Source organism: Bartonella sp. CL100XZDX, assembly GCF_042195375.1.
Taxonomy (GTDB): Bacteria; Pseudomonadota; Alphaproteobacteria; order Rhizobiales; family Rhizobiaceae; genus Bartonella.
Genome location: NZ_JBHIOH010000008.1, coordinates 47,137 through 61,552 on the forward strand (window position 1 = coordinate 47,137; position 14,416 = coordinate 61,552).

14 protein-coding genes are annotated in these 14,416 nt (G+C 38.7%); 9 read left to right on the forward strand and 5 right to left on the reverse strand.

Going from position 1 to position 14,416, the window contains the following annotated elements; all coding sequences use genetic code 11:
- The first annotated feature begins 508 nt into the window (after positions 1-508).
- The gene (locus ACFILU_RS00965) at positions 509-691 is read left to right on the forward strand and encodes a HaeIII family restriction endonuclease (RefSeq protein ID WP_375674389.1); all 183 of its coding nucleotides are present in this window, start codon (positions 509-511) and stop codon (positions 689-691) included.
- Between the two features lie 48 nt (positions 692-739).
- Here ACFILU_RS00965 and cobT read toward each other — a convergent pair whose 3' ends face one another.
- The 3 genes from cobT to ACFILU_RS00980 all read right to left on the reverse strand — a co-directional run bounded on the left by cobT (position 740) and on the right by ACFILU_RS00980 (position 4,452).
- The gene (gene cobT / locus ACFILU_RS00970) at positions 740-2,635 is read right to left on the reverse strand and encodes a cobaltochelatase subunit CobT (protein WP_375630708.1); all 1,896 of its coding nucleotides are present in this window, start codon (positions 2,633-2,635) and stop codon (positions 740-742) included.
- Between the two features lie 14 nt (positions 2,636-2,649).
- A complete protein-coding gene (gene cobS, locus ACFILU_RS00975) occupies positions 2,650-3,630 on the reverse strand; it encodes a cobaltochelatase subunit CobS (RefSeq protein ID WP_273790065.1) in 981 nt (326 codons plus the stop codon).
- Positions 3,631-3,831: 201 nt separating this feature from the next.
- Positions 3,832-4,452, reverse strand: coding sequence for a J domain-containing protein (locus tag ACFILU_RS00980; RefSeq protein WP_273790064.1), 621 nt, complete (start codon positions 4,450-4,452; stop codon positions 3,832-3,834).
- 124 nt (positions 4,453-4,576) lie between these two features.
- Here ACFILU_RS00980 and ACFILU_RS00985 point away from each other — a divergent pair, with 124 nt between their 5' ends.
- Positions 4,577-4,849 carry a BolA family protein gene (locus tag ACFILU_RS00985; protein WP_375622119.1) on the forward strand — a complete coding sequence of 91 codons (273 nt, stop codon included), beginning with the start codon at positions 4,577-4,579 and terminating at the stop codon, positions 4,847-4,849.
- Between the two features lie 18 nt (positions 4,850-4,867).
- Here the strand turns inward: ACFILU_RS00985 and ACFILU_RS00990 are convergent, their stop codons facing one another.
- The gene (locus ACFILU_RS00990) at positions 4,868-5,836 is read right to left on the reverse strand and encodes a tyrosine recombinase XerC (protein ID WP_375674385.1); all 969 of its coding nucleotides are present in this window, start codon (positions 5,834-5,836) and stop codon (positions 4,868-4,870) included.
- Between the two features lie 3 nt (positions 5,837-5,839).
- Positions 5,840-6,661 (reverse strand): SapC family protein, encoded by an 822-nt coding sequence (locus tag ACFILU_RS00995; protein WP_375674386.1) that lies wholly within the window; start codon positions 6,659-6,661, stop codon positions 5,840-5,842.
- A 131-nt stretch (positions 6,662-6,792) separates the two neighbouring features.
- On the opposite strand from ACFILU_RS00995, the gene rimM reads away from it, so the two are divergent.
- The 7 genes from rimM (at position 6,793) to ACFILU_RS01030 (ending at position 12,909) form a co-directional block, all read left to right on the forward strand.
- Positions 6,793-7,350: a ribosome maturation factor RimM gene (rimM, locus tag ACFILU_RS01000; RefSeq protein ID WP_375674387.1), complete on the forward strand. Its 558-nt coding sequence runs from the start codon at positions 6,793-6,795 to the stop codon at positions 7,348-7,350.
- 283 nt (positions 7,351-7,633) lie between these two features.
- The gene (gene trmD / locus ACFILU_RS01005; protein WP_273790059.1) at positions 7,634-8,332 is read left to right on the forward strand and encodes a tRNA (guanosine(37)-N1)-methyltransferase TrmD; all 699 of its coding nucleotides are present in this window, start codon (positions 7,634-7,636) and stop codon (positions 8,330-8,332) included.
- A gap of 209 nt (positions 8,333-8,541) precedes the next feature.
- On the forward strand, positions 8,542-8,982 hold the full coding sequence (gene rplS / locus ACFILU_RS01010) for a 50S ribosomal protein L19 (protein WP_273790058.1): 441 nt from the start codon (positions 8,542-8,544) through the stop codon (positions 8,980-8,982).
- Positions 8,983-9,457: 475 nt separating this feature from the next.
- Positions 9,458-9,859: a succinate dehydrogenase, cytochrome b556 subunit gene (gene sdhC / locus ACFILU_RS01015; protein WP_254492571.1), complete on the forward strand. Its 402-nt coding sequence runs from the start codon at positions 9,458-9,460 to the stop codon at positions 9,857-9,859.
- A gap of 18 nt (positions 9,860-9,877) precedes the next feature.
- Positions 9,878-10,264: a succinate dehydrogenase, hydrophobic membrane anchor protein gene (sdhD, locus tag ACFILU_RS01020; protein WP_273790057.1), complete on the forward strand. Its 387-nt coding sequence runs from the start codon at positions 9,878-9,880 to the stop codon at positions 10,262-10,264.
- A gap of 6 nt (positions 10,265-10,270) precedes the next feature.
- Complete coding sequence (gene sdhA / locus ACFILU_RS01025) at positions 10,271-12,115, forward strand: succinate dehydrogenase flavoprotein subunit (protein WP_273790056.1); 1,845 nt, start codon at positions 10,271-10,273, stop codon at positions 12,113-12,115.
- Between the two features lie 14 nt (positions 12,116-12,129).
- Positions 12,130-12,909, forward strand: a complete 780-nt coding sequence (locus tag ACFILU_RS01030; RefSeq protein WP_375674388.1) for a succinate dehydrogenase iron-sulfur subunit — start codon at positions 12,130-12,132, stop codon at positions 12,907-12,909.
- Positions 12,910-14,416: the final 1,507 nt, after the last annotated feature.

Here is a 14,416-nt window from a genome sequence, read left to right on the forward strand (position 1 = left end):
TATAATGGTATGTTCTTTTTCGTGAATGAAGTAATATTCTTTTTTTCGTGTTTTTCTTATATTTTATGTGAGTAAAGATTTTTTCTTTTATCCAGGAGATGGGATGTTGATAGATCACCCGTGGTGAGTACTGTTTTGGGAAGGTTAGGAACAGGTTGGCTCTCGCTTGCTTTAGCGATTTTTCGGCAAAAATCGCTATGAATCCATTTATGCTGATTCTTTTATAAAATAATTCTTAGTGTTTAAAATATCCTCTTTGGATGATTCTTCTTTTGCGTATAATAAATACAACTTTTACCTTTTTATTTTACTGAAGGTGAAAGTCTACGCATTATATTTTCTGTGAGAGCAGCACTTTAGAGCTATGTCTAGTGGAGATATTTTTCTATATACGTGTATTTAAATATAATGAAATAACACAAGATCGAGACAAAAACGGGTAATTATTCAGTCTTTTAATTTGAATGGCACTCTGGGATATGGACGTAAATGAAAAATTCCAAGCAAAATTTTATCAGTTGCACTAAAACCAGAAAGTAAAAACAAACTCATTATAATTTTTGAAGATGGTTGGAGCATTTCTTTTGGGATTCATAATGCATCCAGTAAAGTAGAAGCTTCTTTAAAGTTCGATATTCAATTTGTGGGATTATCTTCTCAGGTTGTTAGCCATCAAATTCCGATGGTTTAATGATAGAAATAATTTTTTAAATGTAATCGTTGCTGATTTAAGGCAGGTTTATTTCTTATGAAAATGAGTCCTTTTATCACTAAAAAGTATTTCTAATTGTTTTGTTATGGCGTCGGCGAGTTCTTCAGCATTCATAATTGTTACAGCACGTTGATAATAACGTGTGACGTCATGACCAATTCCAATGGCAATGAGTTCGATGGGGGAGTGTGTTTGGATTTCTTGAATCACTGCGCGTAAGTGTTTTTCTAAATAATTGCTGGCGTTGACCGATAGTGTCGAATCGTCAACAGGAGCGCCATCAGAAATGACCATGAGGATGCGACGTTGTTCACGCCGTGATAAAAGGCGTTGATGAGCCCAAATCAAAGCTTCTCCGTCGATATTTTCTTTTAATAATCCTTCTTGCATCATCAAACCTAAATTGCGTCGTGCGCGACGCCATGGGGTATCAGCACTTTTATAGATGATATGGCATAAATCATTGAGGCGTCCAGGATTATGGAGTTTGTTTTGGGTAAGCCATTGTTCGCGCGATTTGCCCCCTTTCCAAGTTTTGGTGGTAAAACCTAAAATTTCAACTTTGACACCACAACGTTCAAGAGTTTGTGCCAAAATATCAGCGCAACTTGCGGCAACGCTAATGGGGCGTCCGCGCATTGAGCCAGAATTATCAATGAGAAGTGAAACAACTGTGTCCCGAAATTGGGTGTTGCTTTCCATTTTAAAAGAAAGGGGTTGCATGGGGTCAATAATTAGACGTGGAAGCCGTGCTGTATCAAGATATCCTTCTTCAAGGTCAAAGTTCCAGTTGCGATTTTGTTGCGCCATCAAGCGGCGCTGGAGACGGTTTGCTAAACGTCCAACGATGTTTTGGAGATGATTGATTTGCTTATCAAGATAACGGCGTAAGTGATCTAACTCGTTTTCAGAACAAAAATCTGTTGCTTCCAAAATTTCATCAAATTGACGGGTGAAGATTTTATAATTGCCAAGTCTTTCCATTTGTTCCGAATCAGAAAAAAGGTGTTTGGGTTTGCTCGGCTTTTCTTGCCAAGGTCCATTTTTTTGCTCGCCGTCAGCTTGATCATTGTTGTTTGATTGTGTCGCTTGTGTTTTTCCGTCATCTTGCACATCACTTTCTTGTTCAGTGCTGGTTTGTTCTTCACTTTGAGCGTGTTTTTTGTTTTTACTCTCTTCTTCTCCTTGGTCTTGAGGTTCACACGCATTTTTTAATTTTTTATTGTTTTCACTGTTAGAAGCTTCAGCTTGTTGCACTGTCATTTTGAGTGTAACAAGCATTTGGCGAACAATCTGTGCAAAATCTTGTTGGTTGTAAATATGATGTGGGAGTTCATTGAGTTCTGCTGCTGCTTTTTGTTCGAGTTCTTGACGCCACAGTTCTAAGACAGGACCCGCTTCTCTTGGAGCTGCGCGCTTTGTTATTTTTTCACGCAATAAAAGTGCAATTGCTTCTTGGATGGGGGCTTCACTTTGGTTGCTAATCTTATGATAATGGGCTCTTTTGTATTTATCGGCGAGCATGATATCAAGATTTTTTGCAAGCCCCTCCATGGCTAAAGTACCAATTGCTTCAACACGTGTTTGTTCTAGGGCATCAAAGACAGCACGTGCTTCTGATTCTAGTGGAGAAAATTGCATGTGAATGCGGTTATCATGCCATGCTTTGCGCAGAGCCATGGAATCACCTAATCCGCGGGTAATGGTGATGTCTTTATTCGTTGCGTATTGAGGTAATTCTGGTAAACGCGCGCAACTTTCGCTTAAAGATGGTCGGTTATGACTAAAGGAAACTTCAAGGTTGTTTGTGCCTGCAATTGCACGCATACAGGTGGAAAGTGCTTTTTTAAAAGCTTCAATATTAAGAGTGTTGTTGGAAGAATCTTTTGCCGGATTTTTGTTGTCGCCAATATCGGTAGCCATGAGTGACAGATTCCTTAAGGCGAAACACCATGAATAAGTGATTCGGGAAGCTCTTGTCCAAAGGCGCGTTGATAAAATTCTGCAACAGTGGCACGTTCGAGTTCATCACATTTATTGAGAAAGGTTAATCGGAAGGCAAAGCCGACATCTTGAAAAATTGTTGTATTTTCTGCCCAAGTAATGACGGTACGTGGACTCATGACAGTTGAAAGATCTCCATTGATAAAAGATTGGCGTACCATATCAGCAACATGAACCATTTGTGAAATTATCTTTTTTCCTTCAGTCGTTTGAAAGGATTTGACCTTTGAACAAATGATATTAACCTCTTTATCATGGGGTAAATAATTGAGTATCGTAACAATAGACCAGCGGTCCATTTGAGCTTGATTGATCTGTTGGGTACCATGATAGAGACCAGTTGTATCACCAAGACCAATGGTGTTTGCTGTTGCAAAAAGACGAAAGGCTGGGTGTGGAGAGATGACTCGGCTTTGATCAAGTAAGCTTAGTTTTCCAGAGGTTTCAAGAACGCGTTGGATGACAAACATAACATCGGGACGCCCCGCATCATATTCGTCGAAAACAAGAGCAATATTATTTTGATAAGCCCATGGCAAAATGCCTTCTTTAAATTCAGTGATTTGTAAGCCATCTTTTAAAACGATAGCGTCTTTTCCTACAAGATCGATACGACTTACATGACTATCGAGATTAATGCGAAGACAAGGCCAATTGAGACGTGCAGCAATTTGTTCAATATGCGTTGATTTCCCTGTACCGTGATAGCCAGAAACCATTACACGGCGGTTGAAGGTAAAACCTGCGAGAATCGCTAAAGTTGTTTGCTGATCAAAAAGATAATCAGAATCGATATCAGGAACATGGGAACTTTTTGTGCTAAAAGCAGGGACTTTCAGATCTGTTTCAATATGAAATAGATCGCGAGCACAAAGTGTAATATCGGGCAAATTTTCAACGGTAAGATTTGTCATTGTGTTTCTGGAAGGGAGAGGATGCTATTTATTCATTAGAAACGATACAAGAGTTAGAGTATTTATGCAATGCTCTATAATGAGAGCCTTAGATATTGAAGAAAGATTTTTTACGTATTCTATAATGTTTTGCAAAAAAAGTAACATTTTGCGCAAATAATGATGGTCTAAATGAAAATAGACTCATATAAGCGCATGTTTTCAGCACAAACCAGACTTTTTTAGCAAATTATAAGCATGTAAAACATCACGAAAGCGCTCTTCTGAAGCACGATTACCACCATTGGAATCAGGATGGTGCTTTTTTACCAACTCTTTATATTTCATTTTGATGTCTTCTGCTGAAGCGTTTGCCTGTAGTCCCAGTGTATCAAAAGCTTTTGCTTCTAAGGGCTTTAATTTTCGTGAGAATTTATTGCTTGAATGCTGCCCAGTAAAAAGCGTGAAGGGATCGCGCATACGATTTTGATAGGCAGCTGTTCCAGAGCGAATCTTGGCATAATTAGCGGCTGTTTTTTTCGATGTACCATTGCTCAGATCTGTAGGCCATGTCGGACGATGTCCTGTGAGAGCATCCTTTTGAAATTTTGCGATATCTTTATTGCTAAGACCAGAGAAGTAATTAAAATTTTTATTATAGGCACGTACGTGTTCAATACAAAAATATAAATATTGTCCTTCGTGATTTCGACCTGCTGGTGCTTTATGGGCTCCTGTTTTTTCACAACCTTCCCACTGACACTGTTGTGCTTCTGGCTCAGCGTTTTGTTTTTTATTTGAGCTTATGCGAATTGAATCGAATAATTTAGATGTTATTGTCATATTATTGGTTTATGCAAAATTGATTAATTTTACAAGAATTGACTTTTGAAAAATTTGTTTTCACACTTATTCTATTATGAAAAAGGTGTATTTTGGCACGTTCATTTTGTTTGAGGAATGAAAAATGTTTATAGAAACAATAATCCAGAGAAAGCTTCAGGATGCTTTTCATCCGCAAAAGCTTGAAGTGATTAACGAAAGTCATCTTCATGAGGGGCATTCTCATAATGAACATGCTTTTGATGGTAAAGGAGAAACACATTTTCGAGTGAAAATTTTATCTTCTTCTTTTTCTAATATGACACGCGTAGAAATACATCGAGCGATTTATAAAGTTTTACAAGAAGAGTTAGCTACTTGTGTCCATGCTTTGGCACTTGAGGTTGAAACACTCTAATTTTTTGATGAGACACTTTTAGGAACGGGGATGGGCCTTTTGATAAATTTTTAACAAATGGTCTGTATCGACGTGGGTATAGATTTGTGTGGTGGAAAGACTAGCGTGCCCAAGAAGTTCTTGAATCGTGCGCAAATCTCCCCCCCGTGATAAAAGATGGGTGGCAAAAGAATGGCGCAGTGTATGAGGCGTTGCAGTTTCTGGTAAACCAAGGCTTGCTCGTAAGTTGCGTACAGTTTTCTGAATAATGGCGGGCTGTAGGGGACCGCCTCGTGCCCCGCGAAATATGGGTTGGTTATCCACTAAAGGATATGGACAACATTTGAGATAATTTTGTACAGCTTCGTAAACAATTTTGATGAGAGGAACAAGGCGTGTTTTTCCACCTTTTCCTGTTATAAATAAACTTGTTTTTTCAGGATCAGAAAATTGTTCTGGTGTGAGGCTTAAGGCTTCTGATATTCGCATTCCACAGCCATAGAGAAGCATGAGGACAGCCGCATTACGAGCGCTAATCCAAGGTTCATTTTCTAGCTGGTTTTCTTGTTTGACTATGTGAAGTGCTGATTTGATCGCTAAAGGTTTTGGGAGCGATCTTGGGTGTTTGGGGCTTCGGATAAGTTGAGCCGCCGGAACATTGACGATTCCTTCACGTGATAGGTACTTGAAAAAAGAACGGATGCCTGCTACTCCGCGGCTTAAAGAACGAGCACTTACATTGTTTGTACGCCGATAAGCAAGATAAGCACGCAAGTCACTGATGCGTAAATGAGCAAGATCTGTAAGGGTTGGTGTATGACCTAAGTGTTGACAGAGAAAAGACAAAAACTGCCGCGTATCACGTTCATAGGCTTGCACTGTTTGTGCTGACATACGACGTGTTTGGGTAAGACACTCTAACCAATTTTTCCTTGCGTTTAAAATTGCATGGTCTGCTGGAATGAGAGGAATATTTTCATCTTTTCTCTTGTCGTTTTTGATAGGCATTATCTAGTTGAGAGTTTCTTTCTTTTTAGATCTTTCATCGTTAGAATGACCATTCTTGTTTTGGGGTTGCTCTTCACGATTGATAAGTTGCTTTTCACCTTTGAGAGAGAGTATTTTCACAAGATTGTGCGTTGACATCAAATGCGCAAAAATTAATCCTAAAAAGCCATTTTTATGAAGTTTGGCAAGTTGGCTTGCTGATAATTTATTCAATTTTTCTTCATCAACAACCCAAAAATGTTCTAATTGAGCTGAGAGACCTTTATCGTTTTTCACATTGATAGATTTTTGGCTTAGAAGATCCATTTCTACAAGAGCATCAATAAACTCAGAGGTTTTTTCCATAGCGATTTTAAAACTTTCAAGAAAACGAATACGTTCTTCCATAAAAGGAGAAATAGAGCCGTCGGAATTAAAAAGTTCTGTTCCTGCAACTTCATTAAACATACCTGACTGTTGATCAAAGCAAACAGAAAGTTCTTTTTCATTGCTAATTTGTGCCAAAACAAAAGGATAGCGACGGACAAAAGCAGGAACATAAGTATTATTTTTCCAACTTTTATCAGAAGCGATATAGTCATTTTCGTCATTAGAAAGGCCGACAAGAGCTGCGGATGTGTAGTGCCGTTTTTTTTGTTCATCTTCGGCGCACATAAATAAAATAGGATAGTCTAGTGCTGCTTGAAAATATTCAGTACTTGCTAAAGGAACCCAGTGAGTATCCTTGGCAAAAGACATATCACTTGGAGGAGCAAATTTTAGATTTTTATGGGAAACTTTGTTGATTGGCGTGATATCTTTGTAAAATAGCATAATATTTGCCATAAGACTTTCTCCTTTATTAATTTGTTTTTGTTACCAAGAAAGGTCTTTTAGAAGATTGTCTCATATGGCAACAAGATTGAATAGAAAACTATAAGATTGAAGGGTTCATTTTTGAGAGATAATATTTTCGTATGAAGTATAATAAAGAAAAGCTTAAAAATAAAGTCTATCTTGCCATTATTGGTATGCCTCATGGTATAAAAGGAGATGTTTTTGTTAAAATTCTAAGTGCTGAGCCACAGCGTTTTAAGTTTTACAGCACTCTTTATGATGATATGGGGCATTCTTATGAAATTGTAACTCTTCGCATACAAAAAAATAAGGCGATTGTACGTTTTAAAGGGATAGAAAATCGTAATGCGGCTGAGTCTTTAAAAGGTATTCGCCTTTATGTGACGCGTGATCAATTAATTGATGATTTGATGGAGGATGAGTTTTATCAAGTCGATTTAATAGGCTTGTGTGTCCAAGATTGTGGAAGAAAAATCTTAGGTGAAGTGTGTGGTTTTTTTAATTTCGGGGCTGGTGATTTGCTTGAAATGCGTTTGAATACAGGTAAAAGAGTCCTTATTCCCTTTAGTAAGGCGGCGGTACCAGAAATTTGTATGGATTCTGGTTTTCTTGTTGTTGATCCCATGGCCGCTGGTTTAATTGATGGGGGAGACAATGATAAAAAGGAAATAGCTTGAATCTAAAAATAAAGATGAAGGAAAAAATAACAGATAAATTTCGTCAATAAAAAGTGGAATGTGTGGAAATATTAAAAATGCACTTTTGAGCAGATATTGTAAGCACTTTATCTCGAAATAGTTCTGAATTTTTAGAGTCTTTTTTAGTGCAAGTATTTAGAAGGATCGTATTGAATAAAGCGCAGATCAAGGAGATTCAATTTAACGCTATAGCGTTAAAAATCTTGTTTGTGCTATTTTTGCTATTAAGAGTCTGTTTAAGAAAATAAGGATGAGAAATAAAATGAAGTTTCAGGCGCGCGTTTTAACCCTTTATCCTGAAATGTTTCCTGGTTTTTTAGGGTATTCTTTAGCAGGGCAAGCTTTAGAGCGCGGAATTTGGTCACTGGAGACGGTACAGATTAGGGATTTTGCTTTAGACAAACACCATAGCGTTGATGATAAACCTGCTGGTGGGGGGGCGGGTATGGTAATGCGGGCGGATGTATTGGCGGCGGCTCTTGATTGTTGTCCACAGGATTCGCCAAGATTGTTGATGAGTCCACGTGGGCGCCCTTTTGACCAAGCTTACGCGCATAGCTTGGCTCGTGATACGGGTGTAACGTTAGTTTGTGGACGTTTTGAAGGGGTTGATGAGCGAGTCATAGAAGCACGAGAATTAGAAGAAGTTTCTATTGGTGATTATATTCTTTCAGGGGGTGAAACAGCCGCATTGGTTATCTTAGATGCTATTATACGTCTTCTGCCTGGAGTGATGGGGAATGCAGCTTCTGCAAGGTGTGAAAGTTTTGAAAATGGCTTGCTGGAACATCCGCAATATACACGCCCTTCTCTTTTCGAAGGGCGGGGTATTCCGCCTGTATTGCTCTCAGGTCATCACAAAGCGATCGCAGATTGGCGTCAAAGCCAAGCCGAATTGTTAACACGTCAACGTCGCCCTGATCTTTATGCGCGTTATGATAAAAATCATCAGAAAACTTGATTCATATGATAAGGTAGTGTATTGCATGGCTCTCTTTTTAGAGAGTTTTTTATAAAAGGTTTTCTGTAGTTCCAAAATTAAAATGAAGGAATGGTGTATTCGCTCCTGTGTAAGACATAGCCTAAAGAGCTCCTTATTCTTAATAAAGGCTTTTTTGGTAAGAGTTGAGCGCTCTGACTGTTCGATAAAGAACATGAAGGATAAAAGAAATGAATATTATCGCACAACTTGAAGCTGAACAATGTGCAAAAATTGAAGAAAAGCGCCAATTTCCAGCCTTTAAGCCAGGAGATACAGTTCGTGTCATGGTGCGTGTGACGGAGGGTACGCGGACGCGTGTTCAGGCTTATGAAGGTGTTTGTATTGCACGTTCAGGCGGTGGGTTGAATGAGACCTTTACAGTGCGCAAGATTTCTTATGGTGAAGGGGTGGAACGGGTGTTTCCTGTTTATTCTCCGTTGATTGAAGGTGTTGAGCTGGTGCGCCGTGGTAAAGTGCGCCGTGCAAAACTCTATTATCTTCGTGGTTTGAGAGGTAAAGCTGCGCGTATCGCTGAAAAGAGAGATTATCGGAAAAAAGCTGAAAAGGTTATTGAGAAAGTAGAAGCAGCATCTGTCAGCACAGATGTTGAAAAGAAAGTTGCTGAGTAAAGATTATATCGGCTAAACTTTATGCAAAAGCGGCTTTTATGCCGCTTATTTGTGTCTTTCGTGATTCGTTTTGCCTTTTAAAAGGCTTGGAGGGGACATAAAAATGTTTAATCTATCAATTTTTTCCTCTTTTTATCCTTAATCATGGGTGCAATTTAAGATACCATTGCATATATCATGGATACTCAAAAGGATAAGTTTAATCTGAAAAAATGCCTGTTTATATTTGAGAAAAGATGTTAGACCTTTGACGTGAAGATAAAATTGTATTAGATTAAAGCAAGTTTTGCGGATCATATCCGTGGAGTAATCGGTTTTTTTATGCGTGACCTTTAATCCGTTATTTGAGACAACCGACCTGTAGTATCGGTATCTTGAGATGCCAAACAAGTGAAAACGAGAGAATATATTTAGTCGTTTTGCGCGAACTTTCTCGTTCATTGCGGTTGCAGTAAAAACCAGGTCAGGATATTTTATGACAGAGACAACTAGGATAAAAGAGCGCCCTCGTTCCCCTCATATAAGTATTTATCGTTGGACAATTACTATGGCTATGTCCATTGCACACCGCATTACGGGTATGGCACTTTATGTTGGAACGGTTTTTCTTGCTGTTTGGTTAATTGCTATTGCGTGCGGGGAGGAGGCATTCAGAACGGTTCACGAGATTTATAGTTCTTGGTTTGGATTGTGTATTTTGTTTCTTTATACTTTGGCAGGGGTTCATCACATGGTTGGTGGTGTTCGCCACATTGTTTGGGATCTGAAACCTTGCCTTTTGGCAAAAGAAAAGGCAACAGTCACTGCTTGGGCGACAGTGTTTATTTCTCTTATTGTTACTTTTGCGATTTGGATTATTGGATATACCGTTGTTTAGCTGGGGGTGAAAAGAGATATGAAAAAAGATTTTCGAACGGAACTTGGAAAAGTACGGGGGCGTGGCAGTGCTCATGAAGGAACAGAGCATTTTTGGCTAGAACGTTTGACAGGGTTTATCAATCTACCACTTTTGATATTTTTTATTGTTCTTATTCTTTCGCTTGTGGGAAAGGACTATAGCATTGTGCGTGCAAGACTTGCACATCCTATTGTTGCTATTTTGATGGGATTGATGACTTTTTCGGTCCTTTATTATATGAAACTTGGTATGCAAGTGGTGATTGAAGATTATATTCCACGTGAAGGTTTCCGGATATTCTTTTTGACGTTAAATATTTTATTTTGTTTTCTCATAGGTGGTATCATTATTTTTTCTCTTTTGAAAATTGCATTAGGGGGTTAAACAAATATGGCGGGTACAGGATCATCTCTGGGCGCTAAAGCAGGTAACGCCCCTTATCGCACTGTAGATCATAAATTTGATGTTGTTGTTGTTGGGGCAGGTGGTGCAGGATTACGTGCAACATTGGGTATGGCGGAACAAGGATTAAAGACAGCTTGTATTACGAAGGTTTTTCCAACGCGCTCACACACGGTTGCAGCACAAGGGGGAATTGCTGCATCGCTTTCAAATATGGGACCTGATAATTGGCAGTGGCATTTATATGATACCGTGAAAGGTTCTGATTGGTTGGGTGATACCGATGCAATGGAATATTTGGTGCGTAATGCTCCTGCTGCTGTGTATGAATTAGAACATTATGGCGTTCCTTTTTCGCGGACGCAAGAAGGCAAAATTTATCAGCGTCCTTTTGGTGGACATACGACACAATTTGGTGAAGGTCCACCTGTTCAGCGTACTTGCGCAGCCGCTGATCGTACAGGCCACGCCATTTTGCATACGCTTTATGGACAAAGCTTAAAGCATAATGCGCAATTTTTTATTGAATATTTTGCACTCGATCTCATCATGACGGATGGGGTTTGTACGGGGGTTGTGGCATGGAATCTCGATGATGGTACAATACATCGTTTTTCTGCTAAAATGGTTGTTCTTGCAACCGGTGGTTATGGACGCGCTTATTTTTCCGCGACATCGGCGCATACCTGTACGGGTGATGGTGGTGGAATGATCGCACGTGCTGGATTGCCTCTTCAGGATATGGAGTTTGTGCAATTCCATCCTACAGGGATTTACGGTTCTGGCTGCTTAATTACAGAAGGAGCTCGTGGTGAAGGAGGTTATTTAATCAACTCTGAAGGTGAACGCTTTATGGAGCGCTATGCACCTTCCTTTAAGGATTTGGCTTCACGTGATTTGGTTTCGCGTTGTATCACACTTGAAATTCGTGAAGGACGTGGTGTTGGACCTAAGAAGGACCATATTCATTTGGTTCTCAACCATATTGATCCTGCAATCTTGCACGAGCGTTTACCGGGAATTTCGGAATCAGCTCGGATTTTTGCAGGTGTGGATGTAACAAAAGAGCCTATCCCCATCTTGCCAACGGTCCATTATAATATGGGTGGGATTCCTACCAATTACTACGGGGAAGTTCTCAATCCAACGGCTGATTCGCCTGATCGTATTCAACCAGGGCTGATGGCGGTAGGAGAAGCAGGATGTGCTTCTGTTCATGGGGCTAATCGCTTGGGGTCAAATTCATTAATTGATCTTGTGGTGTTTGGTCGTGCTGCTGCCATTCGCGCGGGGGAAGTTATTGATCGGAATGCAGAAATTCCACCCCTCAATGAAGAAGCTGTTGACGAAATTATAGCGCGTTTTGATCGTTTACGTTTTGCACAAGGGGCGATACCAACAGCTCTATTGCGTGAAAAAATGCAGCGCACGATGCAAGAAGATGCGGCAGTATTCCGTACAGAAGATTCTTTGCAACAAGGATGTCAGCGGATGAATAAAATCTGGGGGGAATTGTCGGATCTCAAAGTCACAGATCGTTCTCTGATATGGAATTCTGATTTGGTTGAAACATTAGAGCTTGAAAATCTCATGGCGAATGCAATCATGACTGTTCATTCTGCCGAAGCACGTTTAGAAAGCCGTGGCGCTCATGCTCGTGAAGATTATCCAGAGCGTGATGATAAAAACTGGCGTAAACATACGCTTTCACATTTGTCAAAAGAGGGTAAGGTGACATTATCATATCGACCTGTCCATGTGGACCCATTAACATCTGAAGCTGATGGTGGGATCGATTTAAAGCGCATTGCACCTAAAAAACGGGTTTATTAAGGGGAGAATGAAATATGGTACAAATTAAGCTTCCCAAAAACTCTCAAGTAAAACCGGGAAGGGTTTGGCCTAAACCTGAAGGTGCTACAAAGCTGACGGAATTTCACGTGTATCGTTGGTCGCCTGATGATGAGGAAAATCCTCATTTAGATACTTATTATGTGGATCGTTCTGCTTGTGGTCCTATGATTCTTGATGGGCTTTTGTTTATTAAAAACCACATTGATCCAACTTTGACACTTCGTCGATCTTGCCGTGAAGGCATCTGTGGTTCATGTGCGATGAATATTGATGGAACCAATACATTGGCTTGTACCAAAGGTATGGATGATGTAAAACACCCCATTAAAGTCTATCCTTTGCCTTCCATGCCGGTTGTTAAAGATTTGGTTCCTGACTTGAATCGCTTTTATGCGCAACACCGAGTTATTGAGCCTTGGTTACAAACAGTTTCTCCTGAACCTGCAAAAGAATGGTTACAAAGTCACTCCGATCGCCAAAAAATCGATGGTCTTTATGAGTGTATTTTGTGTGCGTGTTGTCAGACTTCATGTCCAAGTTATTGGTGGAACGGTGATCGTTATTTGGGTCCCGCTGTTTTGCTTCAAGCTTATCGCTGGATTGCGGATTCACGTGATGAGATGTGTGGTGAACGTCTTGATAATTTAGAAGATCCTTTCCGCCTTTATCGTTGCCATACGATTATGAATTGTGCGCAAACTTGTCCAAAGGGATTAAATCCAGCGAAAGCGATTGCTGAAATTAAAAAACTCATGGTTGAACGCCGCCTTTGAAAATTTACTGATTGATGAAAATAAAGCGCAAGGTGGAAAATTGTATCTCCTTTTAGCAATTAAATCTCTAAAAGAAGATCGGCTGCTTATGGGGGCGCAGTAGCTATAATCATTCTAAAAGTGAAGTAATCCCTAAACAGTTAAGCAATTTTTGCAATGGCTGAGCAGAAAACTCATAGTTGAATATTATCTTTGAAAACTGACCTTTTAACGAACAGTAAAAAGAAAAATAGAAAATTGTGCGTGTTTTTTGTGCCTCTTTGAGGCTTAATATCTAAAAATTTATTGGCTTCTATGAGGCGGTTAGCATAGTTATTATTGCCTTTAAAAAGGCAATAGTCTTTTGGGTAGACTATACTTTAAATAGCGTTCTATGTAAAAACAATAAAATCAATATGCTATGTGTTTTTATTTTTATTAAATTATTATCATAATTTATATTTTGATGCAGATTCAATTAATCATTTTTTATAAAAAATGATAACTCTGTATAAATATAAAACAAAAAATAAATGCTGATACAAACATTAAACGCATGTAAATTATTTAAATGAAATACACAGGAGTGATTATTATGACAGTTCGTCATTTTACGACACATTTATTATAATATCGAAAACATTGCTAATATTCATGGATTAGGAATTTTTGATAAAAGCATTATATATAAAGGTCATATTTTTTATTTTAAAGATTTTATTGTTAATCGCATTAAAAAACAAAATTTATAGTTCTCAAAATGGAGAACGTAAAATCCCTCTCTTTTGTAGAAATAATCATACAGTTAAGGGGGCTGTAATTTAAAACTATTGTAACGTCATAGATTTAAATTCATTAAAGAGAAAATAAGACGTTTTTAAAAAATATCAAATTTATAGTTTTTTCCAAAAATTTAGAAAACGCTAGTGAGAATTCTAAGAACACGTGTTGCGAATGTGGAATAGGGATGTTTATAGGTTCGTTTGAGTTGAATGAATTCAATCATCAAAGAAAACATGTTGTGTTTTTATGAGTTTCATAGGTTTTGATTTTATATGTTTTTATCTATAAAAAATAGAGGTTTCTAGGTTTAGGTCTCATTTATTATGTTAGGGGATTTCATTTTTTCTTGTATATATGCTGAAGAAAGTTATTTAAGCAGTAAAAGTGTTTTTTATTTTATTTTTTAGCATAAAAGATATTTCTTAACATGAAAGAGAGGTGTCCAAGTATTAACGGTATAATCGGTCATTGTTTTGATATTTATTCTGTTGTGCTGTAAAACACTATCTTATTTAGGATGTGGTAATTAAAGTGGTTAGAAGGTGAAATCTGCTAGGCGAGGAGGCGGATAATTTGCAGCTCAGTGTGAGGAAACGTCAGGAGAGAAAGCACCAGGAGATCAGAAACAAGCGGATATTACCATTCACTCTGGGGGAAAGATTATTATCAAAGGCGCCCAAGAACATTTGGATCAGCAAGCACAATCGTCATCAAGTGGCTTTTTGCATGAGAAATCGTCCGATAG

Bases quoted from the DNA above. Each gene is read 5' to 3' on its own strand.
- ACFILU_RS00995 (WP_375674386.1), bottom strand. From the start codon at position 6,661: ATGGCAAATATTATGCTATTTTACAAAGATATCACGCCAATCAACAAA.
- ACFILU_RS00980 (WP_273790064.1), bottom strand. From the start codon at position 4,452: ATGACAATAACATCTAAATTATTCGATTCAATTCGCATAAGCTCAAAT.
- sdhC (WP_254492571.1), top strand. From the start codon at position 9,458: ATGACAGAGACAACTAGGATAAAAGAGCGCCCTCGTTCCCCTCATATA.
- cobS (WP_273790065.1), bottom strand. From the start codon at position 3,630: ATGACAAATCTTACCGTTGAAAATTTGCCCGATATTACACTTTGTGCT.
- cobT (WP_375630708.1), bottom strand. From the start codon at position 2,635: ATGGCTACCGATATTGGCGACAACAAAAATCCGGCAAAAGATTCTTCC.
- trmD (WP_273790059.1), top strand. From the start codon at position 7,634: ATGAAGTTTCAGGCGCGCGTTTTAACCCTTTATCCTGAAATGTTTCCT.
- ACFILU_RS00990 (WP_375674385.1), bottom strand. From the start codon at position 5,836: ATGCCTATCAAAAACGACAAGAGAAAAGATGAAAATATTCCTCTCATT.
- sdhA (WP_273790056.1), top strand. From the start codon at position 10,271: ATGGCGGGTACAGGATCATCTCTGGGCGCTAAAGCAGGTAACGCCCCT.
- ACFILU_RS01030 (WP_375674388.1), top strand. From the start codon at position 12,130: ATGGTACAAATTAAGCTTCCCAAAAACTCTCAAGTAAAACCGGGAAGG.
- sdhD (WP_273790057.1), top strand. From the start codon at position 9,878: ATGAAAAAAGATTTTCGAACGGAACTTGGAAAAGTACGGGGGCGTGGC.
- rplS (WP_273790058.1), top strand. From the start codon at position 8,542: ATGAATATTATCGCACAACTTGAAGCTGAACAATGTGCAAAAATTGAA.
- ACFILU_RS00985 (WP_375622119.1), top strand. From the start codon at position 4,577: ATGTTTATAGAAACAATAATCCAGAGAAAGCTTCAGGATGCTTTTCAT.
- rimM (WP_375674387.1), top strand. From the start codon at position 6,793: ATGAAGTATAATAAAGAAAAGCTTAAAAATAAAGTCTATCTTGCCATT.